This window comes from Enterobacter sp. 120016, assembly GCF_018383635.1.
Taxonomy (GTDB): Bacteria; Pseudomonadota; Gammaproteobacteria; order Enterobacterales; family Enterobacteriaceae; genus Enterobacter; species Enterobacter asburiae_D.
This window is the reverse complement of sequence record NZ_JAHAWC010000001.1, coordinates 190,268-216,690: the sequence shown is the minus strand read 5'-3', so window position 1 is coordinate 216,690 and position 26,423 is coordinate 190,268. Positions and strand designations below refer to the sequence as shown.

Here is a 26,423-nt window from a genome sequence, read left to right as displayed (position 1 = left end):
TGAATTTTTTAAATAAAACAGATTAAGAGATGAAATAGATCATAATGCCTTCGGTCACGACCCCGACGGCAGTGCCAATTAATATGGAAGAGGATGCGGTATCAATATAGGTATCGCTGCGTAAAGCAAACATCCCCGCGGCAATAGCGGAAGGCGTTGCGCCAATAATGACGACCTGCTGCAGTAAGGTATGGCTCAGGCCAAAGGCGATCCCTGCGGCGGCCATCATTGCCGGCTGAATCAGGTTTTTAATACTGATATTGGTAAATGTCTGTACATTCAGTTTTGGACGCTCGCCGTAAAACAGCAGGCCGAGGGCAAACAGGGACAGTCCGCCTGAAACCTTTCCAACCATCTCAATAGGCATGCTGAGAATAGAAGGGATTTGCACACCGGCCAGACTGAGCAAGACGCCGGAGACCGGGATCCAGACGATTGGATTGCGTGCCGCTTTGATGAGGTTTTGCACGATCATCGCGCCCGGGTGCAGCGCCTCCAGGCCATCATGTCCGTTTTTATCACCCATACGAATCAGGACGATAGTCAGGGGGATCATGATAACGCTGGTAATAATGTTGCCGATCAGCACACCGATAAATCCTTCCGGCCCAATCAATACCGCCAGGACTGGTGCGCCAAAGTAGGCCATATCAGGAAAGGCGCAAACCAGAGACTGAATGGCGCTGGTTTTGATATCGTGACGAAAAACGTAGCGTGAAATAAAAAGCGTCAGTAAATACGACCCCATTAAACCGACAACCAAAACGGCCATAAAGGTCAGGTTCTTAATTTTATTGGGGTCGGTATGCAATGCACCAATAAAAAGATGGAAAGGAAGGGCGAAACGAATCACCACGGTTGCCATGACGTTTGCATCTTCACGCCGGGAATATCCCAGCTTTCCACTTAGCCATCCAAGTAACATTATAAAGACGAGCGGAAACAGTGACTGTAATAGTAATGAAGGCATAGTATTTCCTGTAGGGTATTTTATGTGTTTTATTGCAGCGCTAATCTAGCGCTTAGATAGCAGGGCAGGAGTGACAAGGGTCACACTCTCTCTGGTTTTATTAATTTCAAAAGATTGCATTAACCGTCACGAATACTTTAGTTACTTAATGATGAATTAAGTTATTTAAAGGGAAAGGGTAGTGTTGTTCACATTTCTCTCCGATACCTCATGTTAATTTCACCCTGAGCCTGTTTTTAGAAAAGGCCATCTACGTCATTATTTATATTTAAGAACATTTTTTCGTATCAGGAATAGTTTCAGTTATTCCTTTCTTTGTATATCCGAACACAATTTTCAGGTGATTATATGAAAGATAATCCTGTACCGACTTCTGAGCTGTCTACCTCGCGTTTTGCCTTTGGGCTCAACAATACCGAGGTGGGCACGGTCCCGTTGATGCTGTTCGTCGGGATTGCCGCCATTGTGGCGACGTCCGCCTGGGCAGGGCTGCTGCCGAAAAATATGATAGGTGGACTCGCGGTCATCATGACCCTTGGTTTCGCGTTTGCCAAAGTGGGGCGTCAAATCCCGGTGCTGAAGGATATCGGCGGCCCGGCGATCCTGTGCCTGATGGTGCCCTCCGTGCTGGTCTATTTTGGCGTATTCGGGAAACATACCCTTGATACCGTGCATCTGCTTATGAAAGAGGCGAATCTGCTCTATTTCGTCATCGCCTGCCTGGTGGTCGGCAGTATTCTGGGGATGAACCGGGTGCTGCTAATCCAGGGGATGATGCGCATGTTTGTTCCGCTGGTGGCGGGAACATGCATGGCCGTGCTAAGCGGCCTCATTGTAGGCTCACTGTTTGGTTATACGCCTTACCACACCTTCTTCTTCATCATTGTGCCCATCATTGGCGGCGGGATTGGCGAGGGGATTTTGCCGCTGTCCCTGGCCTATTCGGCAATACTGGGGCAGACGCCGGACGTCTACGTTGCGCAGCTGGCACCCGCTGCGGTCGTCGGGAATATCTTCGCCATTATTTGTGCGGGCTCGCTGGCGCGTCTCGGCGCGAAACGTCCTGCGCTTTCCGGAAATGGCATGCTCACGCGAAGTAAAGACGACGCCAGCCTGTTTGCCGGGGCGCAAAGCACGCAGCAGACGGATTTTCATCTGATGGGGGGCGGATTACTGATGGTGTGCGCGTTTTTCATCGTCGGCGGATTGTTTGAAAAACTGGTACACATTCCCGGCCCGGTGCTGATGATCCTGATTGCCGTTCTGTGTAAATACTTCAGGGTGATCCCGGCCTCAATGGAGCAGGGCGCGCACAGTTGCTATAAATTCGTCTCGGCTGCGCTGGTCTGGCCGCTGATGATCGGCCTCGGGATGTTATACGTGCCGCTTGAGAGCGTGGTATCGGTCTTCTCGGTGGGATACGTGGTGGTATGCGGTTCGGTTGTGATTGCGATGGCGCTGAGCGGCTACTTTATCGCGTCGCGTCTGAATATGTATCCTGTGGAAGCGGCCATTGTGACCTGCTGCCACAGCGGGCTGGGCGGAACGGGGGACGTGGCCATTTTGTCCGCGTCTAACCGGATGTCGCTCATGCCGTTCGCGCAGATCGCCACCCGCATCGGCGGCGCGTCGACGGTGATTTTCGCCACGCTGCTGATGGGCTGGATTATGGCGCGCTGATCCGAAACGTCAGGATACTGAATCGCAACGACATTTTCAGGATGTCGCTGCGGTTCAGTCCTTTATAAATATCACCGTACTGTATAGAATTACCGCATCCACAGCGACGGGATACCACACGATGACCGGAAGAGTTGATTATCAGATTGAAAAATATCTCCTTACCGAAGCCGCCGAGCCGGAGCGTCTAACGCGCCAGTGGGCAGAGGTAATGGAGGAGTGTCGTGAGCAAAAGTCTGGTGCAGAGGAGCGGCTGCGCCTCGCGTTGCTTAATGTGGATTACGTCACCAGCTTCGAGCTGCCCTTCAGGCTGCTTCTTACCCGTGCGCCCCAGCTGATAGACGTTGTCAGAAAAGAGCTTCAGCTCAGCCAGAAAAATGTTCTGTTTAACGGCAAGCGCTTTGGCTGCGTCTATAGCCTGAAAAGGGATCTCGACGGAATACCTGACGAGTTTACCTATCAGCTGAAAACGCGGATCCAGCGCAGTGACGCGACGGGATGTAATGAATTACCTTACAGGCAAATAGCCCAGCAGGTTAAAGCCCCCCGCGAACGACTTAAGCTGGCGCTGGAAAATGGGTTAGCGGTAACGGCACTCGACGGTCTTTTCTGGTTCGGCATTCAGCGCATCGCGGCGGATGTACAGAGGTTAAGGAAAATGGGCGTGAGGATTGTGACGTCTGAGACCGAGGTCTTCGATACGCTTACAAAGACCAGCCGACGGATCCCTGTTTATAGCCTTGCTCGCCCGGAATGAGCATTCGCCGCTGACCGGTCGACGGCATCAAACATGCCGGAAAATTGCGGCCAATTTTTTTACAGCGTCTTCTATTTCCCTCTCCGTGTAAGCGGCAAATCCCATTAAAAAACCGGTGGACGCGGGGGGACCTGCATATAAATCGGTAAGCCCAAGTATATCAACACCCGCGCGGCGGGCGGCGGTGGCTATCTCTTTCTCGGATATTCCGTGCTTCAGGTGACAAGGCATTTGCATCCCCCCCGCTGGCGTTTCACAGGCAACATACTCGGAAAGATACGTTTCTATCATGCTTGCCAGCGTGTTGCGACGAGCAACGTAAATACTCCGCATCTTTCGAACATAGGCGCCAAAATGGCCTCCCTCCAGAAATTTAGCCAGCGTCAGCTGGGTTATTGAGGCGGTGTGACCATCCATTAACGTCCTCGCCATGGTAAAGGGCTCTATCAGTTCTGAGGGAACGATGATGTAGGCAATTCGCAGCCCGGGGAAAAGAGACTTGGTGAACGTGCCGATATAAATTGTCCGGTTGTACGTATCAAGCCCCTGAAGACTGGCCATAGGCTTACCTTCGTAGTGAAACTCACTGTCATAGTCATCCTCAATGATCCAGGCTCCGTAACGGTTTGCCCATTTAACAACTGCCAGCCGTCGGTCAAGAGAGAGCGTCACCCCGGTAGGGTACTGATGAGACGGCGTAAGGTAGATCGCCCTGGCTGGCTCGGTCAGAGAATTAAGACCGTCAACCGAGATGCCTTTTTCATCAAGAGGAACCGGAATACAGCGAAGTCCTGCAGCCTTGAACGCTTTGTGTGCCCCTTGATAGGAGGGATCTTCAATGACAATGCCATCCCCGGCGTCCATCAGCACGTGGGAACAGAGCGCAAGCGCCTGTTGAGAACTTGTCAGAACGATGACCTGTTCTGCCCTCGCACGCGTTCCGCGCTCAAGGTTGACATATTCCGCAATGGCCCGTCGCAGGCGTTCTATACCCTGTGGTGGGCTTTGCTCTAACGCCTGGTGCTGAAACTCCCTCATAACCTGTCGCTGAAGACGCTCCCAGATCGGAATGGGAAACATGCGGGTTTCAGGAATGCCGGGCGCAAGGGGGCGAGGGGCGGAAAACTCGCGGATCCCGCCGCTTTCATAAACGATCTTTCCCCGGACGCTGAGTTTTGCTTTTCGTATCTCAGCGGTTGGCTGAGGCTGTCTAGGACGGGGTTTTAAAAAACGCGCGCTGGAAGAGACGAAGCTCCCTCTGCCTGTTTGTCTCTCAATAAAACCTTCGGCATGCAGGCTGGAGTAGGCCGCTTCTATGGTATCCCGGGAAACGCTGAGAGACGCCGCCAGCGTGCGTGAAGCAGGAAGGGCCTTACCGTGAGATAGTACCCCTTCCAGTATCAGCGTCCGTATTGCTCTCTGGATCCTTTCATGAAGCGGTAGCGATCCGTTAGCGGGGTCGATAATCCATGCCTTAACCGTTTCAAGCTGTGCGTGCTTAAACATTACGTTGTCCACTTTCCCTCTGCGTCTCTTAATTCTAAAGCACTATTGCACGCAGCAGGATGAAAAATTGGTCTGCCTTGATGGCGAGAATTGGCGGGGCAAAACGTGCCATTCAGCGAATACACTCTTCCTGAAACGAATACACGGGTGAGAGAAGAGGCAATATGAATAATACGAGCGTGACAATTGAGGCAGTTAAAGAACGTGATTTTGAAAGCTGGATGCCGCTGTGGGGAAAATATCAGGCGTTTTACAACGTCGATCTGTCCGGGGCCATTACTGAACGAACCTGGCAGCGATTTTTCAGCCCCGTTGAGCCGCTATACTGCGTGGTGGCACGATGTAATGGAGACATAGTGGGTTTTGCGCATTATCTTTTTCACCGTTCGACCTGGGCTGAGAGCGATTACTGCTACCTCGAAGATTTATACGTCTGCGAAGCCGTCAGGGGCAAACACATTGGCAAACAGTTAATAGAATATGTTCAGAGAGAAGCCAGAAAACATCATGCCACTCATCTTTACTGGCATACGCATGAAGCCAACTATCGCGGGCAACGATTGTACGACTGGATTGGCAAAAAAAGTGGAATGATTGAATATCGTATGCAGGTAAGATAAATCCCTTAGCTGACGTAATGCCCCTTACAACTTTATGGGGCATTTTCCGGGCAAAACCGGCATGTCCTTATGATTTAGCCTGTAAAAGTATCGCCATCAGCCCCGGAAAGCGGGCATCCAGATCCTCTCTTCGCAACGAAATCATGTTTTCTCGTCCCTGTGGACGCTGCCAGATCACGCCGCTGTCGCGCAGTACGCGCCAGTGATGGGTCATCGTGGACTTCACCACATCTTCCGGGCGCAGCGCGTTACAGCTGAGTTCGCTGCCATCGGCCAGCCGGCGAATTATCGACAGCCGGAGCGGGTTTCCGAGGGCAAACAGCACATTTTCCAGCAGTATTTGTTCAGTTTCAGGGTGGTTTGGGATCATCGTTTTCCTGCGTTTGGCGTCAGATTGAGCTATATCAACAATAGGTCAACCGTTAAAAAATAGTTCGATAATACTCGTACAATAGGACTATTATAGCAAACGAACGAATGCACGACCATCCTGGTCGTCACAGACAAGTCATAAGACTTAAGGAAATATCATGCCCCGACCCATCCCTCTCGAACGTTATCGCAACATCGGTATCTCCGCGCATATCGATGCCGGTAAAACTACCACCACTGAGCGCATCCTGTTTTACACCGGGATGAGCCACAAGCTGGGTGAAGTACACGATGGCGCGGCAACCACTGACTGGATGGCGCAGGAGCAAGAGCGCGGGATCACGATTACCTCTGCGGCTGTAAGCTGCTTCTGGCCGGGTATGGACAGAGGATATGAGCCGCACCGGATCAACATCATCGACACCCCGGGGCACGTGGATTTCACCATTGAAGTGGAACGTTCCATGCGCGTACTCGACGGTGCCGTAATGGTGTATGACTCCGTGGGCGGCGTGCAGCCGCAGTCCGAAACCGTCTGGCGTCAGGCCAATAAATATCACGTTCCGCGACTGGCCTTCGTCAACAAAATGGACCGTCCGGGCGCTGATTTCTTCCGTGTCGTACGCATGATGCAGGAACGCCTGAAGGCCAACCCGGTGCCGATTGTCATCCCGGTGGGTGCCGAAGATCATTTCACCGGCGTGGTGGACCTCATCAAGATGCGCACCATTCTGTGGGACGATGCGACGCAGGGCATGGTATTTACCTACGCGCCCGTGCCGGATGATTTAGTCAGCACCGCCCGGGAATGGCGGGAGAAAATGGTCTCTGCGGCGGCGGAAGCCAGCGACGATCTGATGGATAAATACCTGGAGACGGGCGAGCTCGACGAAGCGGAAATCATCAGGGGGCTGCGTATTCGCACCATCTCGGGCGAAATCCAGCCGATGCTGTGCGGCAGCGCGTTCAAGAATAAAGGCGTACAGCGCATGCTCGATGCGGTGATTGAGCTCATGCCGTCGCCGCTGGACGTGCCTGCTATTGATGGCGTGGATGAAAAAGGACAGCACGCGGAGCGTCATCCAAGCGATGATGAGCCGTTCTCCGCCCTGGCGTTCAAGCTGATGAGCGACCCGTACGTCGGGCAACTGACCTTTATCCGCGTGTACTCTGGCGTGCTGCGCAAAGGCGACGCGGTGTACAACCCGGTGAAAGGGAAGAAAGAGCGTATCGGGCGTATCGTGCTGATGCATGCCAACGATCGCCACGAGGTGGACGAACTGCGCGCCGGGGATATCGCGGCCTGCGTGGGGCTGAAAGATGTCACGACCGGCGACACGCTGACCGACCCTAATGCCGTCATCACGCTTGAACGCATGGAGTTCCCGGATCCGGTTATCTCGCTGGCGATCGAGCCGAAAACCAAGGCCGATCAGGAGAAAATGGGGATTGCCTTGCAGCGTCTGGCAGCGGAAGATCCGTCTTTCCGCCTGCATACTGACGAAGAGTCCGGCCAGACCATTATCTCCGGGATGGGTGAGCTACACCTCGAGATTATCGTTGACCGCATGAAGCGTGAGTTTGGCGTCGAGGCGAACATCGGTCGTCCGCAGGTGACCTACCGTGAAACCCTGCGTAAAGCGGTGAAGGATATCGAAGGCAAATTTGTCCGTCAGTCCGGCGGTAAAGGGCAGTACGGCCATGTGGTGCTGAGCCTGGAGCCGCTGGAGCCTGGAAGCGGTTTTAAATTTGAAGATGCCACCAAGGGCGGCGTGGTACCGCGCGAGTATATCCCGTCCGTTGAGAAAGGGCTGCGGGAAGCGATGAACAGCGGCGTGCTGGCGGGCTATCCGGTAGTTGATGTGAAAGCGACGCTGACGTTTGGCTCGTATCACGACGTTGACTCCTCGGAGATGGCGTTCCGCATGGCGGCGATCCTCGGCTTCAAAGAGGGCGCCCGCAGGGCGGATCCGGTGATTCTCGAGCCAGTCATGCACGTGGAGGTGGAAACACCGGAAGAGTACGCCGGTAACATTATGGGCGATCTCTCTTCCCGCCGCGGCATGGTGCAGGGGATGGCCGAGCAGTACGGAAGCCAGATTATTCGTGCAGACGTGCCGCTCGCAGAGATGTTTGGTTATGCCACGACATTGCGCTCGATGTCGCAGGGTCGCGCGACGTATACGATGGAGTTCCATCATTTTGCGGAAGCACCGCGGAATGTTGCGGATGAGATTATTTCACGACGTGCGAAGTAATACGGTCACCCTCTCCCAATAGGGGGAGGGTTTTTTCAATCCAGCGCCTTCACCATCTTCCCGCTCGCCACAAACGTCCCGGCTCCAAGATGATGCAGGGTATTCAGCTTATCCTCGTCAAACTGCCAGCGTCCGGCGACAAACGCGCGTTCATCGGCTGCCGCTGAAACCACTTCCCCAAACAGCGTATCGTATTTTTCTGCCGCGGAGGTGACGGGTAATAACCGACACTCCATCCACGCCAGACATTTTTCTTCAATCACCGGCAGGCCAAGTTCAGGACCGGTCACGACCGGGATCCCGTAGCAGTTGAATTTGTCTTCATCGCGCCCGCTGACGCTACCGACCGCGTATGTCCAGTTGGCCGCCGCCACGCCGGGGATGACGATGCCAAATTTCCCGCTGCGTTCAATCAGCTCACGTGACCAGGTACTTTTATCTACTACTATTGCGATACGCGGCGGCTCAAACTCAACGGGCATTGACCATGCGGCGGCCATCACGTTGCGTCTGTCGAGGCTTTCATCCCGACTGGTGATAAGCACAGTAGGGCCGTGGTTCAGCAGACGGCTGGCGTGACGTAATTCAACAGGTCGAAAGTGGCTCATTAGGATCTCCTCATCTACACCGATGAGTATGACGAAAAAGCACGGAAATCAAAGTGAGTGCGTAAAATTAGTTTATAAACAGAACATCACAATCAAAGGAAACTGATTCATGTCCCCATTCCTGACCGCCTATTTCGCCCGCATCGGCTGGACGCAACCGACACGAGTGGATATCGACACCCTGCGCGCGCTGCATTTACATCACAACTGTGCGATCCCTTTTGAGAATATTGATGTCGTTCTGCCGCGCGAAATCCAGCTTGACGATCGGTGCCTGGTCGACAAGCTGGTCGCCGCACGTCGCGGAGGGTACTGCTTTGAGCAAAACGGCCTGTTCGAACGCGTATTGCGCGAGGTCGGGTTTACGGTGCGTAGCGTGCTGGGACGCGTGGTATTAGCGAGTCCGCCGCAAATGCCCCCGCGCACGCACCGCCTGCTATTGGTCGAGCTTAACGGTGAGCGCTGGATTGCCGATGTCGGCTTTGGCGGCCAGACGCTGACGGCGCCGATTCGTCTGCTCGCCAGTGAAGAACAAGAGACGCCGCACGGGCTGTATCGACTGCTGAGCGAGGGTAATGACTGGGTGCTGCAGTTCCGTCACCACGAGCACTGGCAGTCCATGTATCAGTTTGACCTCACAACGCAGTATTTCAGTGATTACGTGATGGGGAATTTCTGGTCGGCGCACTGGCCGCAGTCGCATTTCCGTCATCATCTGTTGATGTGTCGCCATCTGCCTGACGGCGGCAAGCTGACGTTAACTAACTTCAACTTTACCCACTGGCAGAATGGCCACGTTGAAGAGCAGATCCATCTGCCAGATGCAAAGGCGCTTTACCAGCTGATGCAGGAACGCTTTGGACTAAGCGTTGACGATGCAAAGCACGGATTTTCACTGGCGGAGCTGACGGCGGTAATGGCGGGCTTTGATACACATCCTCAGGCCGGGAAATAATACGCAAAGGGGCACAGGCCCCTTTACCGTTCCAGGGTTTACAGCTGAGTAAACTTGCCGATCCAGGGGCTGCTGTTTTCGCCTGACCACAGGTGTAAAATCAGCTCCCGGAATTTTTCCGCCGCCGGGCTCAGGGTCGTTTCGCGGCGCTGCACGAGGCCCAGCGTACGCCTTATCACGGGTTCAATCAGCGGACGGCTGACAAGGACATGATGTTCGTCGGTCGGCATCGCCAGGCTGGGAACGACAGACACGCCAAGACCCGCTTCCACCATCCCCAGCGACGTTGACAGATGACGCACTTCATAAAACCAGTTCGGTTTCCAGGCCATTTTCTCGAACGCCTGATCGATAAGCGATCGGTTCCCGCTGGAGCGCCTCACCCCAATCAGCTTCATGCCCGCCAGATCGTCCCATGTCACCAGCGGTTTTTTCGCCAGCGCGTTGTCTCGTCGACATGCCAGAACAAAGGGTTCATTCACCAGCGGCGCAAAATCAATATTTGGATGTGTGACGTTTATCATATTTATGCCGAAATCTGCGTCGCCATTTAACACCGCTTCGAGACAATCGCTGGCACTGTGCTCAAGTATGCGGATACGGATGTTTGGGTAGTCATTGTTATAATCTCGTATCACTGAAGGCAGAAAATAGAACGCGGCGGTAGGGATACAGGAAACGGTAATAACCCCTGCCTGATGCGTCGCCATCTCTTTAATACTCAGGATCGCGCTTTCATAAAAATCGATTAAATTCTTTGCCTTAGGTAAAAATTCCCTTCCCACGGTTGTGAGCTTGACGCTGCGCGTGGACCGTTCAAACAGCGTGGTCCCCAGACTCTCTTCGAGCTTCTGAATTCTGCGTGTTAAAGCCGGTTGTGAAATGTGAAGAAATTGCGACGCTTTTGTAAAACATCCGATTTCTGCAATTTTTACAAACGCTTGTATTCCCTGTAATTCATGCTGCATATCCGCACCCGATTATTGCTTGCCTATACCCACGGTAACGCAAGGGCTATTAATACGCAAAGCGTATTAATCCTGCTTTTTTTGACATTAGAGTTATCAACGGGAGTGTGAAAACCTTATTGCGTTCCTGATAAACGCGAAATGAGAAAAAGACATGTTAAAGATCCCTTGCGTATTAATGCGTGGCGGTACCTCAAAAGGCCCGGTCATTCTGGCCAGCGATCTGCCTGCGGAAACCGAAGCGCGTGACGCGGTTTTACTCAGCCTGATGGGTGCAGGCCATGAACTCGAAATTGACGGCATAGGCGGTGGAAGCCCGCAAACCAGTAAGGTGGCGATCGTCAGTGCTTCCGACAGCCCGGACGCGGATGTGGATTACTTATTCGCCCAGGTGATGGTGAACGAACGTCGCGTCGATACCACGCCAAACTGCGGCAATATGCTCTGTGCCGTCGGCCCCTTTGCCATTGAAAAAGGGCTGGTGAAGGCGCAAAGCCCGGTGACGACGGTGCGTATCCGCAATCTCAACACCGGAACGCTGGTCGACGCAGAAGTACAAACGCCTGAGCATCGCGTCGTGTATGAAGGCGATACACAGATCGACGGTGTGCCGGGTACAGCGGCACCGATTGGCTTAACCTTCCTGAATTCTGCGGGGTCGAAAACCGGGAAACTGCTGCCAACGGACAGCGTGACAAACGTGTTCGACGGTATCGAAGTCACCTGTATTGATATGGCGATGCCGATGGTCCTGATTGACGCGTCGGCGCTGGGCAAAACAGGCGGGGAGTCACCGGCAGAATTAGATGGCGACAGGGCGTTTAAGGAAAGGCTGGAGAACCTGCGCCGTCAGGCTGGCGCGGCGATGGGGTTAGGGGACGTGTCAAACAAGGTGATCCCTAAACCGGTTCTTCTCAGCCGCGCGCGTAACGGCGGAACGCTTCAGGTGCGCTATTTCATGCCGCATACCTGCCATAAATCACTGGCGATTACCGGCTCGATTGGTATCTCAACCGCGACGCTTATTGAAGGTTCCGTCGCCGCAAAAATTGTTGCCGATCGTCCAAAGGAACGCTTTACCAACATTATTGATATTGAACACCCCAGTGGAAAAATATCCGTATCGCTGCTGAGGGACGGAAATAATATCGAAAATACACGGGCAGCGGTTATTCGCACGTCGCGAAAATTATTTGAAGGCGTCGTTTGCGTGCCAGAAAAAATGCTCTCTGAAGTTGATTGATTAAAGTCTGAACTAAAAAACTTTCCATCTTAAAAAATACATTCTGTACCTTAACTATAATACTGAGGTTATTATGGCGTTAACGCATGCTAACAATACCCTGAACGCGCCCGAACCGGTAAAAGCCAGCGCAAATATTCGCGTGATTCTGGCCCTGGCATTATCCGGACTTGCGGAACTAGCTTCGTTGTTTTTTATTCAGCCACTGCTCCCGATGCTTGCTGTGGAATATAATGTCCCGGTCAGCCAGGTGAGTATTATCTTATCCGCAGAAACGGCATTGCTGGCAATTGGGCTTCTGTTTACCGGGACGTTATCCGATCGCTATGGCAGGAAGCGGTTAATTATCGTCTCCCTCCTGCTGGGCGGCATTCTGACGCTACTCTGCCCGCTGGTGGAATCCTGGGCGATGCTGGTGGCGCTGCGTGCGGTGATTGGTCTGGCGCTGAGCGGCATCGCGGCGGCGGCAACCGCCTATATCAGTGAAGAGGTCGCCCCGGTGGCGGCAGGCATCGTAACGGGATATTTTGTCTTTGGTAATTCGATGGGCGGTATGTCCGGGCGTATTGTTGCCAGCCAGCTGATCGATCACGTTTCAATCAATATCATCTTTTACGGGTTTGCGGTCAGCCTGATTGCGGTTGCCATTCTGGTGAAGTTCCTGCTGCCAGAATCGAAGAACTTCACGCCTACGCAAAGTCTTAACGTGATGCGCATGGTAAAAGGTGCGGCATCGCATTTCAAAAACAAAAATCTGGCGCTGGCGTTTGTTATCAGCTTCATTATTTTCGGCGCATTTACCTCACTGTATAACTATCTGGCCTTCTTCCTGAAAGGCGAGCCGTTCCATATTTCACCGGCAAACGCGGGTCTGCTCTCCTTTAGCTTCGCCCTGAGCTTCTTTACGGCTCCGCAGGCAGGTCGCTTATCGGCGAAATATGGCGCCATGAAAGTCCTGCGCGTGCTGTTCCTGATGATGGCCTTAGGGATGCTGCTGACGCTGACGTCAAATGTCGTCACCTTTATTGTTGGCGCTGTAATTTTTACCGGCTGTTTCTTCGGCTGCCACTCTATCGGTTTAAGCTGGGTCAGTAAAAATGCAACGCATGCAAGAGGCCAGGCCGTCGCGCTCTATTTATTCTTCTACTACATGGGCGGTTCGGTTATTGGTTTTATCAACGGTTTTGTCTTCCACTCAATGGGCTGGCAGGGAATGACAGGATTTATTCTGGCATTACTGGGCGTGGGCGTTGTGGTGGCAACGTATCTGGCATCTGGCAATAAACCGGTACTGGTTCCAGCGCAGTCAGCTGAATAAATAGCATGGCAATGTGTTCACGCCTCGGGGCGTGAACACAGAATGAGCACGTCTATCAAACGGGTATTATTATGAAATTAGCAAGCTATATTCATCATGGCCGTAAAAGCTACGGAATTTATACGCAGTCCGGCATTATCGATCTGGGTAATAAAATCGGCCATCACTATGCGACTTTAAAAGACCTTCTGCAATGGGATGCGGTTGACGTCGCCAGGCAATATCACGATTGCCCTGTGGATATGATGCCTGAAGACATTACCTTCCTGCCCGTGATTGAAGAGCCGGGAAAGATTTTCTGCGTTGGGATGAATTACGCTGAAAAAAGAAAAGAATTTGCCGAGACGAATAATGCCCCCACGCTGTTTATCCGCTTTCCTGATTCCCAAACCGGACATGCGCGGCCGGTTTTAAAACCGATTCTCTCCAGCGAGTTTGATTACGAAGGCGAGCTGGCCGTGATCATCGGTAAACCCGGCACCCGAATTGACGTCGAAAACGCACTCAGCCACGTCGCAGGCTACAGCTGCTACATGGATGGTTCCGTCCGCGACTGGCAGCACGCCTGGTTCACCGCCGGTAAAAACTGGAAGCAAACCGGAGCCTTCGGCCCGTATATGACCACGGCGGATGAGATCCCCGATCCTCACGCATTGACCATCCACACCTGGCTGAACGGCATGCTGGTCCAGAATGACTCCACCGGCAGCATGATACACAAAGTGGCAGATCTCATTGCCTATATCAGCACGTTCACCTCCCTCAGTGCCGGGGACGTCATCATTACCGGCTCGCCCGGCGGCGTCGGGAAAAAACGTAATCCGCCTCTGTTTATGCGCGATGGCGATCGCGTCGAAGTCGAAATCGAAAACGTTGGCCGCCTGATGAACACCATCGTGGAAGCGCAACCCCAGCAGCAAGAATTAACCGTCTAGACGCTCAGGAGAGAGACGATGTACACCGCCACTACGCCAGAATTTGAGGTGATTAAAGCCGGTAACGCTCAGGCCAGAGAGGAGGCAGCCCGCTTCCTGGCCCGCAACGGTTTAGGCATTGATAACGATATTGAGCAATTTATCGTTGCGCGCTATCAGCGTCAGCTTGTCGCCTGCACCGGCATTGCGGGTAATACGCTGAAATGCATCGCCGTGGATGCCGGGTGGCGGGGCACGTCGTTAAGCCTGACGTTAATTCATGAGGCCGAACTGCTGGCGGCACAAAACGGCGAACATCAGCTCTTTCTTTTTACCTGCCCGGATAACGTAAGGTCATTTCGCGGATGTGGGTTTTATCCCCTGGTGACGATCGAGAACTGTGCGGCGTTAATGGAGAATACGCCGGTCGGTATTCATCGTTACTGCAGCCAGCTGCGTCGCCATCATTTCATGCCGGGGCAAAACATTGGCGCGATTGTGATGAACGCGAATCCGTTCACCCTGGGCCATCAATATCTTATCGAGCATGCGGCCAGCCGGTGCGACTGGCTGCATGTTTTCGTGGTGCAGGAAGATGTCTCCGCTTTTTCGTTTAAAGAACGGTTTGCGATGGTCAGAGACGGATCGCGGCAGCTGCAAAATGTCACTGTGCATCCGGGGTCGGCATACATTATTTCTCGCGGCACATTCCCGGGCTATTTCTTAAAAGATAAGCAGGTCATCGATAAAGCCTACGCCGCTATTGATCTGATGCTTTTCAGAAATTACATCGCCCCCGCGCTGAATATTAATCATCGTTTTGTCGGTACCGAACCGTTCTGCCCGTTAACCGCGGGATATAACCGGGCGATGCACCGCTGGCTGGAAGACGAAACGTGTTCGGCGCCGCGTATCAGCGTACACGAAATAGAAAGAAGAACGGATGGCAATAATGTGCCGGTGTCGGCTTCAGCCGTTCGTCGTTTATTAAATGAAAACAAACTCTCTGCCGCCAGCCGCATGGTGCCGGCCACCACGCGCGCGTTTCTGAATAAAGAGGTACAGCATCAGCCCTGTTTATCCGAACCGATGTCGGCAGCGGTTTAACCGCGTTATCACAGGAAAATTGATATGAAAATTGTGCAAGCCGCAATGGCGGGAACGCTGGAGTCCAGCGACCTGATGGTCAAGGTCAGTCCCGTCGAGAGCGGGCTGGATGTGGTCATCCAGAGCGAAGTGTATAAGCAATTTGGCGACAGAATTACTGAGGTTGTCAATGAAACCCTGGCCGCGTTCAACATCGAGCAGGGGCTTGTCGTTATTGATGATAAAGGCGCGCTGGACTGCGTGATCCGCGCCCGCGTGCAGGCTGCTCTGCTCAGAGGAATGGCCCGGGAAGACATTGCATGGGAAACGTTATAATGAAAAAGTTACGCCGCAGTATGTTATTTATTCCCGGTTCAAGTGCCGCCATGCTTTCAACGGCATTTATCTATAAACCTGATTCCATAATGTTTGATCTGGAAGATGCCGTCGCGCTAAAAGAAAAAGACAGCGCCCGTCTTCTGGTATTCCATGCCCTGCAACATCCGATGTACAGCGATATTGAAACCGTTGTCAGAATTAATCCCCTGAATACGCCTTTTGGATTAAAAGATCTGGAAGCCGCCGTCAGGGCGGGTGTCGATGTCATTCGTTTACCCAAAACCGATTCCCCGGAAGATATTCATCAGCTCGAACGCGAAATCGTCCGCATTGAAGAAACCTGCGGACGTCCCGTTGGCTCAACGAAATTAATGGCGGCGATAGAATCTGCCGTTGGCGTGATTAACGCTGTCGCGATTGCGAAATCCTCCGACCGCCTGATGGGTATTGCGCTGGCCGCCTTTGACTACGTGATGGATATGCAAACCGAGCGGGGCGACGGGACAGAGCTGTTCTATGCCCGCTGCGCCGTATTACATGCCGCGCGCGGAGCCGGTATTGACGCCTTCGACGTGGTGTACGCCGATGTGAACGACGAGGCCGGTTTCCTGAAGGAAGTGGATCTCATCCGCCGGATGGGCTTCAACGGTAAATCGCTGATTAACCCGCGACAAATTGAAATTCTTCACAACGCCTACGCGCCAACGCAGGAAGAGGTGGATTACGCAGAGCGCGTGCTTGCCGCCGCAGAAGAGGGGGAACGCAACGGACTGGGGGTGATTTCGCTGAACGGCAAAATGATCGATGCGCCAATCATCAACCATGCCCGCGTCGTGATCGAACGCAAAAATGCCTCCGGCATTCGTCAGTAACCCCCTTTACCGCAAGCGACAGGATGAAAAATGAAAAACCAAACTGAAACCCTGCACCACATTCCTGGCTCTCGCCGTGAGTACGTCGCCTTCAGCGGCGCTAACGCGACGACGCCTTATCTTGCTGACAGCCAGCAAAAGTATCAGCGCAAACTGTTTACCAGCGTGGACGATGTGCTGGCCCGCTGCGATCTTCATGACGGCATGACCGTCTCTTTTCATCACGCCTTTCGCGAAGGGGATAAGGTCATCAATTACGTGATGGACAAGCTGGCCCAGCGCGGCCTGAAAGGCATCACGCTCGCGTCAAGCTCATTAATGTCCTGCAATACGCCGCTTATTGAGCACATTCGCAATGGCGTGATCGGCAAAATCTACACCTCCGGGATGCGCGGCGAACTGGCGGATGCGATTTCGCACGGGCTGATGGACGAGCCGGTGCAGATCCACTCCCACGGCGGGCGGGTGAATTTGATTCAGCAGGGCGAAATAGCCATTGATGTCGCGTTTCTGGCGGTCTCGTGCAGCGATGAATACGGCAATGCCAGCGGCAACGGCGGTACATCGCAGTGCGGCTCTCTCGGCTATGCGATGGTCGACGCGAAATATGCCAGAAAGGTGGTCTTGCTCACCGAAACCCTGAAGCCGTTCCCCAACCTGCCAGCCAGTATCGTTCAGGATCAGGTTGACTATGTTGTGCAGATTGAGAGCGTCGGCGACCCGGCAAAAATCAGCGTCGGTGCCGCCAGGGTGACCAGCAATCCGCGCGAGCTAATGATTGCACGCTCTGCCGCCGACGTTATCGAACACTCCGGCTATTTCCGCAACGGCTTTTCCATTCAGACCGGTTCAGGGGCGGCGTCAACCGCCTGCACGCGGTTTATGGAAACCCGTATGCGCAAGCACAATATTGTCGCCCGCTTCGCGCTCGGCGGGATCACCGGCAGCATTGTCGATCTGCATCAGAAAGGGTTAATTGAAAAGATCCTCGATACGCAAAGCTTTGACGGCGCGGCTGCAGCCTCGATGGCGGTCAATCCCGACCACGTGGAGATCTCCACCAACGTTTATGCGAACCCGGCCGCAAAAGCCGCCTGCTGCGACAGGGTGGACGTGGTAATCCTCAGCGCGCTGGAGGTGGATACCCAGTTCAACGTTAATGTCCTGACCGGCTCCGACGGCGTGATGCGCGGCGCGTCGGGCGGACACTGCGACGTCGCCGCGGCGGCAAATCTCACCATCGTGGTTGCCCCGCTGATCCGCAGCCGCATTCCTACCGTCGTCAGGCAGGTCACCACCCTGGTGACGCCGGGCGAAAGTATTGACGTTTTGGTTACCGATCACGGTATTGCCGTTAACCCGGCGCGCCCGGAAATTCGCGAACGCCTGATTAACGCCGGGCTGGCCGTTGTCGACATCGACGCGTTGTATCAAAAGGCGCTGCTCATCTCGGGTGAACCTAAGCCTGTTGAGTTCACTGACCGTATCGTCGGCGTGGTGCGCTACCGCGACGGCAGCGTGATCGACGTGGTTCGCCAGGTGAAGGAGTAATCGTCATGACGGATAAAGCCTCGAACGCGAAAGTCTCTCTGGAACAGGTAATGAGCGCCAGAGAGCAGCGAGCCCGTCGGCAGCAGGCGTGGCTGTTTCAGTCGGAACATACGGTTGTATCCGTCACGCTGGTCTGGCCGGGGGAGGTGAAGGATACCGACCTGGCCAGGCGGGTGATGGCCGCCGCGAATCAGGCGCTCGGCGAGGTATTCCGCACCCATCAGTGGACGGTCTGCCGGCATCAGATCCTGCAGCCGGCCACCGGCCCCGAAGCGCTCTGGTCGGTGTCGGCTCCCGCGTGGATGATAAAACACGTCACGGCGCATCTTGAGGATAACCATCCTCTGGGGCGCCTGTGGGACATCGACGTGTTTTGTCCGAAAACGGGACTGCTGAAAAGAAACGCCATCCAGCAGCCGATGCGCAGTTGCTTTATCTGTCATGAACCGGCCCACGTTTGCTCGCGCGCGCGGCGTCATTCGCAGGCCGAACTCGCGCGCGTAATCGAGGAGTTAACCGATGACTACTTCGCTTGCCAGATGTAAAGCGCCAGACGTTCAGCGCACCTTCGCTGAGCTGGCTGCCGAGGCCATGTATCGGGAAATTCGCTTAACCCCGAAGCCGGGTCTGGTGGATCGCGTAAACAGCGGGGCGCATAGGGACATGGATTTTGCGCTGTTCATGGCCAGCATCGCGGCGATTGCCCCATGGTTCTCAACCTTCTTTCACGTTGGCAGAGAGACGGCTCGTCTTGCTGGCCCGCAAACGCTGCGGGCCATAAGACCGACCGGCCTGGCCTGCGAGCAGGCGATGTTTAACGCCACTGGTGGGGTGAATACCCATAAAGGCGGGATCTTCTCGCTGGGGCTGCTGTGCGCCGCGGCGGGACGTCTGACGCAAAGGGATGAAACGCTCACGCAGCGCGGTTTATGCCGTGAGACCCGCATTATCTGTACCGGCATCGTTGAGCAGGAGCTAAAAACGACAGGCATCGCCAGAACGAAGGGCGAGCAGCAGTTCCAGGCATACGGCTTTACCGGGGCGAGAGGGGAAGCGGCCAGCGGTTTTATGACCGTCCGCCAGGCGGGTCTCCCGCACCTGCACAACGCGTTGCGTCAGGGCGAATCCGAAGACGTGGCGCTCTTGAGGATGCTGCTGGGTTTGATGGCCGCGAATCCGGATACCAACTTGGTTTCCCGTGGGGGAATAAAAGGTCTGAACTACGCCAGACGCTATGCGAAGCGGCTATTAAAAATAAGACGTCTCCCGGCGGATAAATTGGTTAACGCGCTGCTCAGAATGGACGCGGAATTTATCAAACGCAATTTAAGCCCCGGCGGTAGCGCCGATCTTATTTCCGTTGGCTGGCTATTGTCGCAGTTTCCACCCGAATAATCGCGAATAGCGTAACAGGAAAACGTCATGATTGAACAACGCCTGCTGCAGCTCAGTAAGGTTTACACCCTTGTTCTGGTCCCGGGGCTCAGAGACAGCGATGAACATCACTGGCAAAGCTGCTGGGGGCGGCGTTTTCCCTTCTGGAAACGGATCCAGCAGAGAAACTGGTTAGAGCCCGATATCGAAAACTGGGTCTCGGCCATTACCCGCGAGCTGGCAGTGTGCCCGCTGCCCGCCATTCTCGTCGGCCACAGCTTTGGCGCGCTGGCGTCCTGTCGGCTGCTGCAAACGCGGCGGGTAAACGTAGCCGGGGTGGTGATGGTCGCACCGGCAGAGCCTGCTTTTTTCGGACTTGAAGAGGCCATTCAGCCAACGCCATTACCCGTCCCCTGCATCATATTTGCCAGCCGAAACGATCCTCTGATGCCTTTTGCGCGCGCTCACTATTGGGCTACGCGCTGGCGCGGCCATCTCATCGATATCGGTGAGGCCGGACATATTAATTCTGAGTCCGGTTTTGGCGAATGGCCGTATGGACTCGAACGATTAACAGAATTTTGCGAACAACTTTAGCTTTAACAGGAGAACCTATGTTAGATGATTATCATCAGCACCAGAACGCGCGCGCTGAGTCGGGTATTCCGGCGAAACCGTTAACGGCGGAACAAACCGAAGCACTTATTCATCGTTTAATAAATGATGTGTCCGCACATCATCCACAATTATTGGCTTTATTAACCCACAGCGTCCCGCCGGGCGTTGATCCCGCTGCTAAGCTAAAAGCCGATTTTTTATTTAAGGTGGCGTTGCAGGAATACCGTGTAAACGGGCTTTCTCCCGACGCGGCCACAGCGCTGCTGGGGTCCATGCAGGGTGGCTATAACGTCCAGCCGCTGATTGAGCTTCTTGACCATCCGAACCTCGCGCCGCTGGCCGCCGAGCAGCTTTCTTCTACCATCCTGATCTTTGAAAAATTCAGCCAGGTGGAAGCCAAAGCGAAGAGCGGCAACGTCCGGGCAAAAGAGGTGCTTCACTCCTGGGCAAATGCCGAGTGGTTCACGCGCCGTCCGGCCATGCCTGAAAAAATTACCCTGAAGGTGTTTAAGGTTCCCGGTGAGACCAATACCGACGATTTGTCTCCGGCACCGGAGGCGTGGTCACGTCCTGATATTCCGCTGCACGCGCTCTCCATGCTCAGTAACGTCAGGGAAGGGGTAGCACCTGATGAACCCGGCGCGCGCGGCCCTTTGCGCCAGCTGGCAGAACTGAAAGCCTCGGGCTGCCCGCTGGCGTACGTCGGTGACGTCGTGGGGACCGGATCCTCACGTAAATCCGCCACCAACTCCATCCTGTGGCACATCGGGAACGATATTCCGTTTGTGCCGAATAAACGTAACGGCGGGTTTGTGTTTGGCGGCAAAATCGCGCCCATTTTCTTCAACACCCTGGAGGATTCCGGCGCGCTGCCGGTAGAGATGGATGTCTCCGCGCTGACGACCGGGATGCTGATCGATCTTTACCCGTACAAGGGCGAAATTCGTGAGACAGAAAGCCAGCGGCTGGTGACGACCTTTACCCTTAAAACCGAAGTGCTGCTGGACGAAGTGCGCGCCGGCGGGCGGATCCCGTTGATTATCGGACGCAGCCTGACGGCGAAAGCGCGGGAATCGCTGAAGCTTGAGCCTTCAGCGGTATTCCGCACGCCCGCTTCACCTGCGCCATCCGCAACCGGCTTTACGCTGGCGCAGAAAATGGTGGGTAAAGCCTGCGGCGTGGCGGGGATCCGCCCCGGGCAGTATTGCGAGCCGAAAATCGCTACCGTCGGCTCTCAGGACACCACCGGCGGGATGACGCGCGACGAGCTGACCGACCTTGCCTGCCTCACGTTTTCAGCCGACCTGGTGATGCAGTCTTTCTGCCACACCTCTGCGTACCCTAAGCCGGTAGATGTCCAGCTCCATGAAACCCTGCCGCAGTTTATCACCCGCCGGAATGGGGTGGCGCTTAAGCCGGGCGACGGCATTATCCACTCGTGGCTTAACCGCATGCTGCTGCCGGATACGGTAGGCACGGGTGCCGACTCCCATACCCGCTTTCCGCTGGGGATCTCCTTCCCGGGCGGCTCCGGGCTGGTGGCGTTCGCTGCCGCTACCGGCATCATGCCGCTGGATATGCCTGAATCGGTGCTGGTGCGCTTTACGGGCGAGATGCAGAAAGGGATCACCCTGCGCGACCTGGTGCATGCCATTCCGCTCTACGCCAGAAAGCAGGGGCTGTTGACGGTCGAGAAAAAGAATAAGCGCAACGTTTTCTCGGGCCGGATCCTCGAAATTGAAGGCCTGGAAGCATTAAGCGCAGAGCAGGCGTTTGAACTGGCTGACGCCTCCGCCGAACGGTCCGCCGCCGCGTGCGTTATGCGCCTGGCGGAAGAGAATGTCGCGCAATATCTGCGCTCCAATGCGGCTCTTCTGCGCTGGATGGTTAAGCAGGGGTATCAGAACGCCGCCACGCTTGAACGACGCATTGCTGAAATCGAGGCGTGGCTGGCTAACCCGTCGCTGCTCCGCGCCGATCCTGACGCGGAATATGCGGTAGTGATTGAGATCGATCTCAATGAAATCACCGAGCCGGTGGTCTGCGCCCCGAACGATCCGGACGATGCCCGGCTACTTTCGGAGGTTGCCAGCACTCCTGTTGAAGAGGTGTTCATTGGCTCCTGCATGACAAACATCGGTCACTTCCGCGCTGCGGGTGAAATCATGGCCGGTGCCAGCCAAAACCAGGCGCGCCTGTGGCTCGCACCGCCGACAAAAATGGATGCCCAGCAGCTCTCCCGCGAGGGCTATTTTAATCAGTTTATTAAAGCAGGGGCGAGAATCGAGCCCGCGGGCTGCTCCCTGTGCATGGGGAACCAGGCGAGGGTGCGTGAAGGGAGCTGCGTGGTATCAACGTCCACCCGAAATTTCCCGCATCGTCTGGGAACGAATGCGAAAGTATTCCTTGCCTCAGCTGAATTAAGCACCGTCGCGGCCATGCTCGGGAAAATGCCAACCGTTGAAGAATATTTTAGCTATACGGATAAACTTCACTATGCGCATGAAAATATCTATCGCTATCTCAGTTTTGATACTCTTACCGAATATCAGACCAGGGAGGGTGATAATATCAATATTGTTAGCGTGTGACTGTAAGTTATTTATTTGATAAATGCATTTAATCGGTGGAGGCTTCTCTCAGGAGCGGCCTCCGCTATTCAGGGACCCTTTTCTCATGGGTGAGATATGCTTAATCCCAATGTTTTAAAAACAATCTTACTTGCCATAATAATATTATTATCAATATTTATTCCTCCGCCTGATGGATTAACCAAAGAGGCGTGGATACTGGCAGGCATATATCTGTCCGCTATCGTTGGGCTGGTCATTAAACCGTATCCCGAACCCGTCATCATGCTGGTCGCGGTGGCATTAACCTGTTTTACCGTAACAAAATTCCCGGATTCTCCAGTGAAATCAATGGATGTCCTGAGCGGATACGCCTCGGGCACGACCTGGCTGGTGTTTAGCGCCTTTACGCTGAGCGCGGCCTTTGTTACTACGGGGCTCGGGAAACGGCTTGCCTACTGGTTCATCCTCAAGTTTGGCAGCACGACGCTGAGGCTGGGGTATGTGACCGCCTTGCTGGATTTGGTGCTGGCACCCGCCACCCCATCAAATACCGCGCGGGCAGGCGGCGTGGTTTTTCCTATTATTAACAGCATCGCGACGGTATTAGGCTCGACACCAAAAGAGACACCGTGCAGGGCTGGGCGTTATTTAATGGTCAATGTCTATATGGTGACTAAAACGACCAGCTATATGTTTTTAACGGGCTTTGCCGGAAACGCGTTAGCGCTACAGCTAATTTCAGATATCTTCCATATTCATATTAGCTGGATCGGCTGGATGCTGGCAGGGGCCCCGCTGGGGTTATTGATGCTGTGTATCATTCCCTATATTTGCTACCGGGTTGCCTCCCCGGAAATTAAACATATTGATAATGTCGCCATTGCGACCAACGGCCTGCAAAGCCTCGGGGCAATGAGCATCAAAGAGAAGGGGCTGGTGGTAATTTTTATCGCCGCGTTATTAGGCTGGATTTTCTCTCGTCACCTTGGGCTAAATGAATCCGCCGTCGCTATTATCGCGATGGGGGCAGCGCTGCTGTTTAATATTATCGGCTGGAGCGACGTACAGAAAAACAAAGGTGGCTGGAATACTCTGATGTGGTACGGGGGCATCATCGGTCTTAGCGCCACGCTGAGCAAGGAGGGATTTTTCCGCTGGCTGGCTGATTTCCTGTCAGCGCACCTCGATTTTCTCAGCGCGGGGAACATGACCATCGTTATTATCGTGTTTCTCAGCGTGCTGGTTCGCTATTTCTTTGCCTCCGGCGGAGCATACGTCGCGGCGATGGTGCCGGTCTTTGCCACCGTGGGGCTGGTCACCGGAACGGCACCCGTTCTGCTTGCCCTCGCCATTCTGTTTTCCAACTCCTATGGGGGTTGCATCACGCACTATGGCGGCGCGGCGGGGCCGATTATCTTCGCCGCTGGGTATAACGACATCAGGTCATGGTGGACCATCGGTACGCTCGTGGCGCTGTGCACGTTTTTAATCCACATGTTCCTCGGCATTCCCTGGTGGGGTTTCCTGATGCAGCACGGCATGCTGCAGTCTTAACAGACCGGGAGTAGACAAAAGGTAGGCCGGGTAAGGCGTCGCCGCCACCCGGCAACCTCACTGCTTAGACGGGGTGTTAAACAACTCGAGCGTGATTAATGTATCAAGATGGTTGTTAAACGCGGCTTCGTCCATTTCTGGCATGTTTAAGATATACATTCCGTCAAGGCCGCACACCAGACCAATCAAGCGCCAGGCAATATTTTCCGCCCGATCGCCCGGCTTCAACTCTCCGGCCTCCGTTCCCGCTTTGATAAGCGCCACCGTTTCCTGGTGCCACATCTCCATGGTCAGCACATAGGCGCCCTTGATGTCAGCATCACGGCTGGCGAGGATCTGCGCTTCACGCCACAGGCGAATATAGGGCTCAAACCTGCCGTCATCGCTGCCGAGCATGCCATGAAGCTGCTCCCGCCATCCGGCCTGTTTACCCGCGACGTCCGCATCCAGCAGCTCGCGAATCAACCGTACGAACGCCAGCGATTTTAGCTCCCCGCCGGACGTAAAGTGATGATGCACCTGGCCGGTGGCGACCCTGGCCTCGGCGGCAATACGGCGTACCGTCATGGCCGCCAGTCCTTCAGCCAGCGCCACGCGCATGGCGGCCTGTAAGATGGCTTCCCGCCGTTCATCCTTGCTCAGATATCGCATGTTTACTCACTCTCAATGGGAATGAAACGAGTGTAACAAAAAGCTGGACATGCGTTCAACTTTACGTAGGATCGCATCCTGGACATGTGTCCATGTTTTAAAAGAAAAGGAAATTTATGTTTCGTCAGTGGTTAGCGTTAGTGATTATCGTGCTGGTGTATATCCCGGTGGCGATCGACGCGACGGTGCTGCACGTGGCGGCGCCGACATTGAGCATGACGCTGGGTGCCAGCGGCAATGAATTGCTGTGGATCATCGATATTTACTCGCTGGTGATGGCGGGAATGGTGCTGCCGATGGGCGCCCTGGGTGACCGCATTGGTTTTAAGCGATTGCTCATGATTGGCAGCACGCTGTTTGGCCTGTCGTCGCTGGCGGCAGCGTTTGCCCCGTCAGCAGGGTGGCTGATTGCGGCGCGCGCCTCGCTGGCCATCGGTGCGGCGATGATCATTCCGGCTACGCTGGCTGGGATCCGCACGCTGTTTATCGACGCGCGGGATCGTAATATTGCGCTCGGCGTCTGGGCAGCGGTGGGGTCCGGTGGTGCGGCGTTTGGTCCGCTGATTGGCGGTATGCTGCTTGAGCATTTTTACTGGGGATCGGTGTTTTTAATCAACGTGCCGATCGTGCTGGTGGTGGTTTCGCTGGCCGCGCGTTTTGTGCCTCCTCAGCAGGGCCGCCCGGAGCAGCCGCTGAATATTAGCCATGCCATTATGCTGATTGTGGCGATTTTGCTGCTGGTCTACAGCGCGAAAACCGCGCTAAAAGGCGCCCTGTCACCGTGGGTAGTCGCGTCCGCGCTGGTGACCGGCTCGGTGCTGCTGTTTATCTTCGTGCGTATTCAGCTCCGCGCTCGCGTACCGATGATCGACATGCGTCTGTTCTGCCATCGCATCATTTTGAGCGGCGTGGTGATGGCGATGACCGCCATGATTGCCCTGGTCGGTTTTGAGCTGCTGATGGCTCAGGAGCTGCAGTTTGTTCATGGCTTTACGCCGTTTGAAGCGGGAATGTTCATGCTGCCGGTGATGGTCGCCAGCGGGTTCAGTGGTCCGATCGCGGGTGTGCTGGTCGGGCGTTTGGGGCTACGCATCGTCGCCGCCGGCGGAATGGGGCTCAGCGCCGTCAGCTTTATCGGCCTGTCGATGCTCGACTTCAGCACGCAGCAGTGGCAGGCGTGGGGACTGATGGTGCTGCTCGGCTTCAGTGCCGCCAGCGCGCTGCTGGCCTCGACCTCGGCAATTATGGCGGCCGCGCCGAAAGAGAAAGCCGCCGCCGCAGGGGCAATTGAAACCATGTCCTACGAACTGGGGGCCGGGCTGGGGATCGCCATCTTTGGTCTGCTGTTGACCCGCAGCTTCTCGGCGTCAATTGACCTGCCGCAAGGGCTGAATGCCTCGCTCGTCGATAAAGCCTCGTCATCCATTGGTGAGGCGATGAAGGTGGCGCAGGATCTGACCCCGACGCTGGCGGAGTCGGTGATTGAGGCGGCGAAAAGCGCGTTTATCACCTCGCACAGCGTGGCGCTGGGCAGCGCGGGCGGAATGCTGCTGCTGCTGGCAGTGGGGATCTGGTTTAGCCTGGCAAAGGCCAAGCCGCAGTAATACAGGGCGAGCGGTTGGCGCGAGCGGGGCAG

At 54.8% G+C, this 26,423-nt stretch carries 24 protein-coding genes; 18 read left to right on the top strand and 6 right to left on the bottom strand.

The window, feature by feature from the left end; translation table 11 throughout:
- Positions 1 to 22: 22 nt before the first annotated feature.
- Complete coding sequence (locus tag KIF87_RS01020) at positions 23 to 970, bottom strand: AEC family transporter (RefSeq protein ID WP_024909596.1); 948 nt, start codon at positions 968 to 970, stop codon at positions 23 to 25.
- 348 nt (positions 971 to 1,318) lie between these two features.
- On the opposite strand from KIF87_RS01020, the gene KIF87_RS01015 reads away from it, so the two are divergent.
- Positions 1,319 to 2,650 carry a 2-hydroxycarboxylate transporter family protein gene (locus tag KIF87_RS01015; protein WP_133549126.1) on the top strand — a complete coding sequence of 444 codons (1,332 nt, stop codon included), beginning with the start codon at positions 1,319 to 1,321 and terminating at the stop codon, positions 2,648 to 2,650.
- Positions 2,651 to 2,771: 121 nt separating this feature from the next.
- Complete coding sequence (locus KIF87_RS01010) at positions 2,772 to 3,407, top strand: ECs1377 family protein (protein ID WP_213327627.1); 636 nt, start codon at positions 2,772 to 2,774, stop codon at positions 3,405 to 3,407.
- Between the two features lie 27 nt (positions 3,408 to 3,434).
- On the opposite strand, the gene pdxR is transcribed toward KIF87_RS01010, so the two are convergent.
- The gene (pdxR, locus tag KIF87_RS01005) at positions 3,435 to 4,913 is read right to left on the bottom strand and encodes a MocR-like pyridoxine biosynthesis transcription factor PdxR (protein WP_213327626.1); all 1,479 of its coding nucleotides are present in this window, start codon (positions 4,911 to 4,913) and stop codon (positions 3,435 to 3,437) included.
- Between the two features lie 164 nt (positions 4,914 to 5,077).
- Here pdxR and KIF87_RS01000 point away from each other — a divergent pair, with 164 nt between their 5' ends.
- Positions 5,078 to 5,533 carry a GNAT family N-acetyltransferase gene (locus tag KIF87_RS01000; RefSeq protein WP_213327625.1) on the top strand — a complete coding sequence of 152 codons (456 nt, stop codon included), beginning with the start codon at positions 5,078 to 5,080 and terminating at the stop codon, positions 5,531 to 5,533.
- A gap of 67 nt (positions 5,534 to 5,600) precedes the next feature.
- Here KIF87_RS01000 and KIF87_RS00995 read toward each other — a convergent pair whose 3' ends face one another.
- Positions 5,601 to 5,903: an ArsR/SmtB family transcription factor gene (locus KIF87_RS00995; protein WP_024909591.1), complete on the bottom strand. Its 303-nt coding sequence runs from the start codon at positions 5,901 to 5,903 to the stop codon at positions 5,601 to 5,603.
- A 160-nt stretch (positions 5,904 to 6,063) separates the two neighbouring features.
- On the opposite strand from KIF87_RS00995, the gene fusA reads away from it, so the two are divergent.
- Positions 6,064 to 8,163, top strand: coding sequence for an elongation factor G (fusA, locus tag KIF87_RS00990; RefSeq protein ID WP_213327624.1), 2,100 nt, complete (start codon positions 6,064 to 6,066; stop codon positions 8,161 to 8,163).
- Between the two features lie 35 nt (positions 8,164 to 8,198).
- On the opposite strand, the gene KIF87_RS00985 is transcribed toward fusA, so the two are convergent.
- Positions 8,199 to 8,771: a flavin reductase family protein gene (locus tag KIF87_RS00985; protein ID WP_213327623.1), complete on the bottom strand. Its 573-nt coding sequence runs from the start codon at positions 8,769 to 8,771 to the stop codon at positions 8,199 to 8,201.
- Between the two features lie 109 nt (positions 8,772 to 8,880).
- On the opposite strand from KIF87_RS00985, the gene nhoA reads away from it, so the two are divergent.
- On the top strand, positions 8,881 to 9,726 hold the full coding sequence (nhoA, locus tag KIF87_RS00980) for an N-hydroxyarylamine O-acetyltransferase (protein ID WP_213327622.1): 846 nt from the start codon (positions 8,881 to 8,883) through the stop codon (positions 9,724 to 9,726).
- A gap of 38 nt (positions 9,727 to 9,764) precedes the next feature.
- Here the strand turns inward: nhoA and KIF87_RS00975 are convergent, their stop codons facing one another.
- Complete coding sequence (locus KIF87_RS00975; protein ID WP_213327621.1) at positions 9,765 to 10,694, bottom strand: LysR family transcriptional regulator; 930 nt, start codon at positions 10,692 to 10,694, stop codon at positions 9,765 to 9,767.
- Between the two features lie 154 nt (positions 10,695 to 10,848).
- Between KIF87_RS00975 and KIF87_RS00970 the strand changes: the two genes are divergently transcribed.
- The 12 genes from KIF87_RS00970 (at position 10,849) to KIF87_RS00915 (ending at position 24,136) form a co-directional block, all read left to right on the top strand.
- Entirely contained in the window at positions 10,849 to 11,937 is a 1,089-nt protein-coding gene (locus KIF87_RS00970; RefSeq protein ID WP_213327620.1) for a 4-oxalomesaconate tautomerase, read from the top strand.
- A gap of 73 nt (positions 11,938 to 12,010) precedes the next feature.
- On the top strand, positions 12,011 to 13,255 hold the full coding sequence (locus KIF87_RS00965) for an MFS transporter (RefSeq protein WP_213327619.1): 1,245 nt from the start codon (positions 12,011 to 12,013) through the stop codon (positions 13,253 to 13,255).
- 71 nt (positions 13,256 to 13,326) lie between these two features.
- Positions 13,327 to 14,190 (top strand): fumarylacetoacetate hydrolase family protein, encoded by an 864-nt coding sequence (locus tag KIF87_RS00960; RefSeq protein ID WP_213327618.1) that lies wholly within the window; start codon positions 13,327 to 13,329, stop codon positions 14,188 to 14,190.
- An 18-nt stretch (positions 14,191 to 14,208) separates the two neighbouring features.
- On the top strand, positions 14,209 to 15,276 hold the full coding sequence (citC, locus tag KIF87_RS00955) for a [citrate (pro-3S)-lyase] ligase (RefSeq protein WP_213327617.1): 1,068 nt from the start codon (positions 14,209 to 14,211) through the stop codon (positions 15,274 to 15,276).
- A 24-nt stretch (positions 15,277 to 15,300) separates the two neighbouring features.
- A complete protein-coding gene (citD, locus tag KIF87_RS00950; protein WP_023335831.1) occupies positions 15,301 to 15,591 on the top strand; it encodes a citrate lyase acyl carrier protein in 291 nt (96 codons plus the stop codon).
- Positions 15,591 to 16,466: a citrate (pro-3S)-lyase subunit beta gene (gene citE / locus KIF87_RS00945; RefSeq protein ID WP_023335830.1), complete on the top strand. Its 876-nt coding sequence runs from the start codon at positions 15,591 to 15,593 to the stop codon at positions 16,464 to 16,466. Before citD ends, citE begins: the two co-directional genes overlap by 1 nt.
- A 30-nt stretch (positions 16,467 to 16,496) precedes the next feature.
- The gene (gene citF / locus KIF87_RS00940; RefSeq protein ID WP_213327616.1) at positions 16,497 to 18,017 is read left to right on the top strand and encodes a citrate lyase subunit alpha; all 1,521 of its coding nucleotides are present in this window, start codon (positions 16,497 to 16,499) and stop codon (positions 18,015 to 18,017) included.
- Between the two features lie 5 nt (positions 18,018 to 18,022).
- Positions 18,023 to 18,562 (top strand): citrate lyase holo-[acyl-carrier protein] synthase, encoded by a 540-nt coding sequence (gene citX / locus KIF87_RS00935; RefSeq protein ID WP_213327615.1) that lies wholly within the window; start codon positions 18,023 to 18,025, stop codon positions 18,560 to 18,562.
- Positions 18,537 to 19,412: a triphosphoribosyl-dephospho-CoA synthase CitG gene (gene citG, locus KIF87_RS00930; protein WP_213327614.1), complete on the top strand. Its 876-nt coding sequence runs from the start codon at positions 18,537 to 18,539 to the stop codon at positions 19,410 to 19,412. Before citX ends, citG begins: the two co-directional genes overlap by 26 nt.
- Positions 19,413 to 19,439: 27 nt before the next feature.
- Positions 19,440 to 19,988, top strand: coding sequence for an RBBP9/YdeN family alpha/beta hydrolase (locus KIF87_RS00925; RefSeq protein WP_213327613.1), 549 nt, complete (start codon positions 19,440 to 19,442; stop codon positions 19,986 to 19,988).
- A 17-nt stretch (positions 19,989 to 20,005) separates the two neighbouring features.
- Positions 20,006 to 22,600, top strand: coding sequence for a bifunctional aconitate hydratase 2/2-methylisocitrate dehydratase (gene acnB, locus KIF87_RS00920; protein WP_213327612.1), 2,595 nt, complete (start codon positions 20,006 to 20,008; stop codon positions 22,598 to 22,600).
- A gap of 96 nt (positions 22,601 to 22,696) precedes the next feature.
- On the top strand, positions 22,697 to 24,136 hold the full coding sequence (locus KIF87_RS00915; RefSeq protein ID WP_213327611.1) for an anion permease: 1,440 nt from the start codon (positions 22,697 to 22,699) through the stop codon (positions 24,134 to 24,136).
- A gap of 57 nt (positions 24,137 to 24,193) precedes the next feature.
- Here KIF87_RS00915 and KIF87_RS00910 read toward each other — a convergent pair whose 3' ends face one another.
- Positions 24,194 to 24,787, bottom strand: coding sequence for a TetR family transcriptional regulator (locus KIF87_RS00910; protein ID WP_213327610.1), 594 nt, complete (start codon positions 24,785 to 24,787; stop codon positions 24,194 to 24,196).
- Positions 24,788 to 24,903: 116 nt separating this feature from the next.
- Here KIF87_RS00910 and KIF87_RS00905 point away from each other — a divergent pair, with 116 nt between their 5' ends.
- Complete coding sequence (locus KIF87_RS00905; RefSeq protein ID WP_213327609.1) at positions 24,904 to 26,391, top strand: MFS transporter; 1,488 nt, start codon at positions 24,904 to 24,906, stop codon at positions 26,389 to 26,391.
- Positions 26,392 to 26,423 lie beyond the last annotated feature (32 nt).

Excerpts from the sequence above, each read along its gene's own strand:
- KIF87_RS01000 (WP_213327625.1), top strand. The coding sequence starts at position 5,078 with ATGAATAATACGAGCGTGACAATTGAGGCAGTTAAAGAACGTGATTTT.
- citX (WP_213327615.1), top strand. The coding sequence starts at position 18,023 with ATGACGGATAAAGCCTCGAACGCGAAAGTCTCTCTGGAACAGGTAATG.
- KIF87_RS00910 (WP_213327610.1), bottom strand. The coding sequence starts at position 24,787 with ATGCGATATCTGAGCAAGGATGAACGGCGGGAAGCCATCTTACAGGCC.
- nhoA (WP_213327622.1), top strand. The coding sequence starts at position 8,881 with ATGTCCCCATTCCTGACCGCCTATTTCGCCCGCATCGGCTGGACGCAA.
- KIF87_RS00970 (WP_213327620.1), top strand. The coding sequence starts at position 10,849 with ATGTTAAAGATCCCTTGCGTATTAATGCGTGGCGGTACCTCAAAAGGC.
- KIF87_RS00975 (WP_213327621.1), bottom strand. The coding sequence starts at position 10,694 with ATGCAGCATGAATTACAGGGAATACAAGCGTTTGTAAAAATTGCAGAA.
- KIF87_RS01010 (WP_213327627.1), top strand. The coding sequence starts at position 2,772 with ATGACCGGAAGAGTTGATTATCAGATTGAAAAATATCTCCTTACCGAA.
- KIF87_RS01020 (WP_024909596.1), bottom strand. The coding sequence starts at position 970 with ATGCCTTCATTACTATTACAGTCACTGTTTCCGCTCGTCTTTATAATG.
- citC (WP_213327617.1), top strand. The coding sequence starts at position 14,209 with ATGTACACCGCCACTACGCCAGAATTTGAGGTGATTAAAGCCGGTAAC.
- KIF87_RS00925 (WP_213327613.1), top strand. The coding sequence starts at position 19,440 with ATGATTGAACAACGCCTGCTGCAGCTCAGTAAGGTTTACACCCTTGTT.
- citE (WP_023335830.1), top strand. The coding sequence starts at position 15,591 with ATGAAAAAGTTACGCCGCAGTATGTTATTTATTCCCGGTTCAAGTGCC.
- KIF87_RS00915 (WP_213327611.1), top strand. The coding sequence starts at position 22,697 with ATGCTTAATCCCAATGTTTTAAAAACAATCTTACTTGCCATAATAATA.
- KIF87_RS00965 (WP_213327619.1), top strand. The coding sequence starts at position 12,011 with ATGGCGTTAACGCATGCTAACAATACCCTGAACGCGCCCGAACCGGTA.
- KIF87_RS00960 (WP_213327618.1), top strand. The coding sequence starts at position 13,327 with ATGAAATTAGCAAGCTATATTCATCATGGCCGTAAAAGCTACGGAATT.
- citG (WP_213327614.1), top strand. The coding sequence starts at position 18,537 with ATGACTACTTCGCTTGCCAGATGTAAAGCGCCAGACGTTCAGCGCACC.
- acnB (WP_213327612.1), top strand. The coding sequence starts at position 20,006 with ATGTTAGATGATTATCATCAGCACCAGAACGCGCGCGCTGAGTCGGGT.
- citF (WP_213327616.1), top strand. The coding sequence starts at position 16,497 with ATGAAAAACCAAACTGAAACCCTGCACCACATTCCTGGCTCTCGCCGT.
- KIF87_RS01015 (WP_133549126.1), top strand. The coding sequence starts at position 1,319 with ATGAAAGATAATCCTGTACCGACTTCTGAGCTGTCTACCTCGCGTTTT.
- fusA (WP_213327624.1), top strand. The coding sequence starts at position 6,064 with ATGCCCCGACCCATCCCTCTCGAACGTTATCGCAACATCGGTATCTCC.
- KIF87_RS00905 (WP_213327609.1), top strand. The coding sequence starts at position 24,904 with ATGTTTCGTCAGTGGTTAGCGTTAGTGATTATCGTGCTGGTGTATATC.
- citD (WP_023335831.1), top strand. The coding sequence starts at position 15,301 with ATGAAAATTGTGCAAGCCGCAATGGCGGGAACGCTGGAGTCCAGCGAC.
- pdxR (WP_213327626.1), bottom strand. The coding sequence starts at position 4,913 with ATGTTTAAGCACGCACAGCTTGAAACGGTTAAGGCATGGATTATCGAC.
- KIF87_RS00985 (WP_213327623.1), bottom strand. The coding sequence starts at position 8,771 with ATGAGCCACTTTCGACCTGTTGAATTACGTCACGCCAGCCGTCTGCTG.
- KIF87_RS00995 (WP_024909591.1), bottom strand. The coding sequence starts at position 5,903 with ATGATCCCAAACCACCCTGAAACTGAACAAATACTGCTGGAAAATGTG.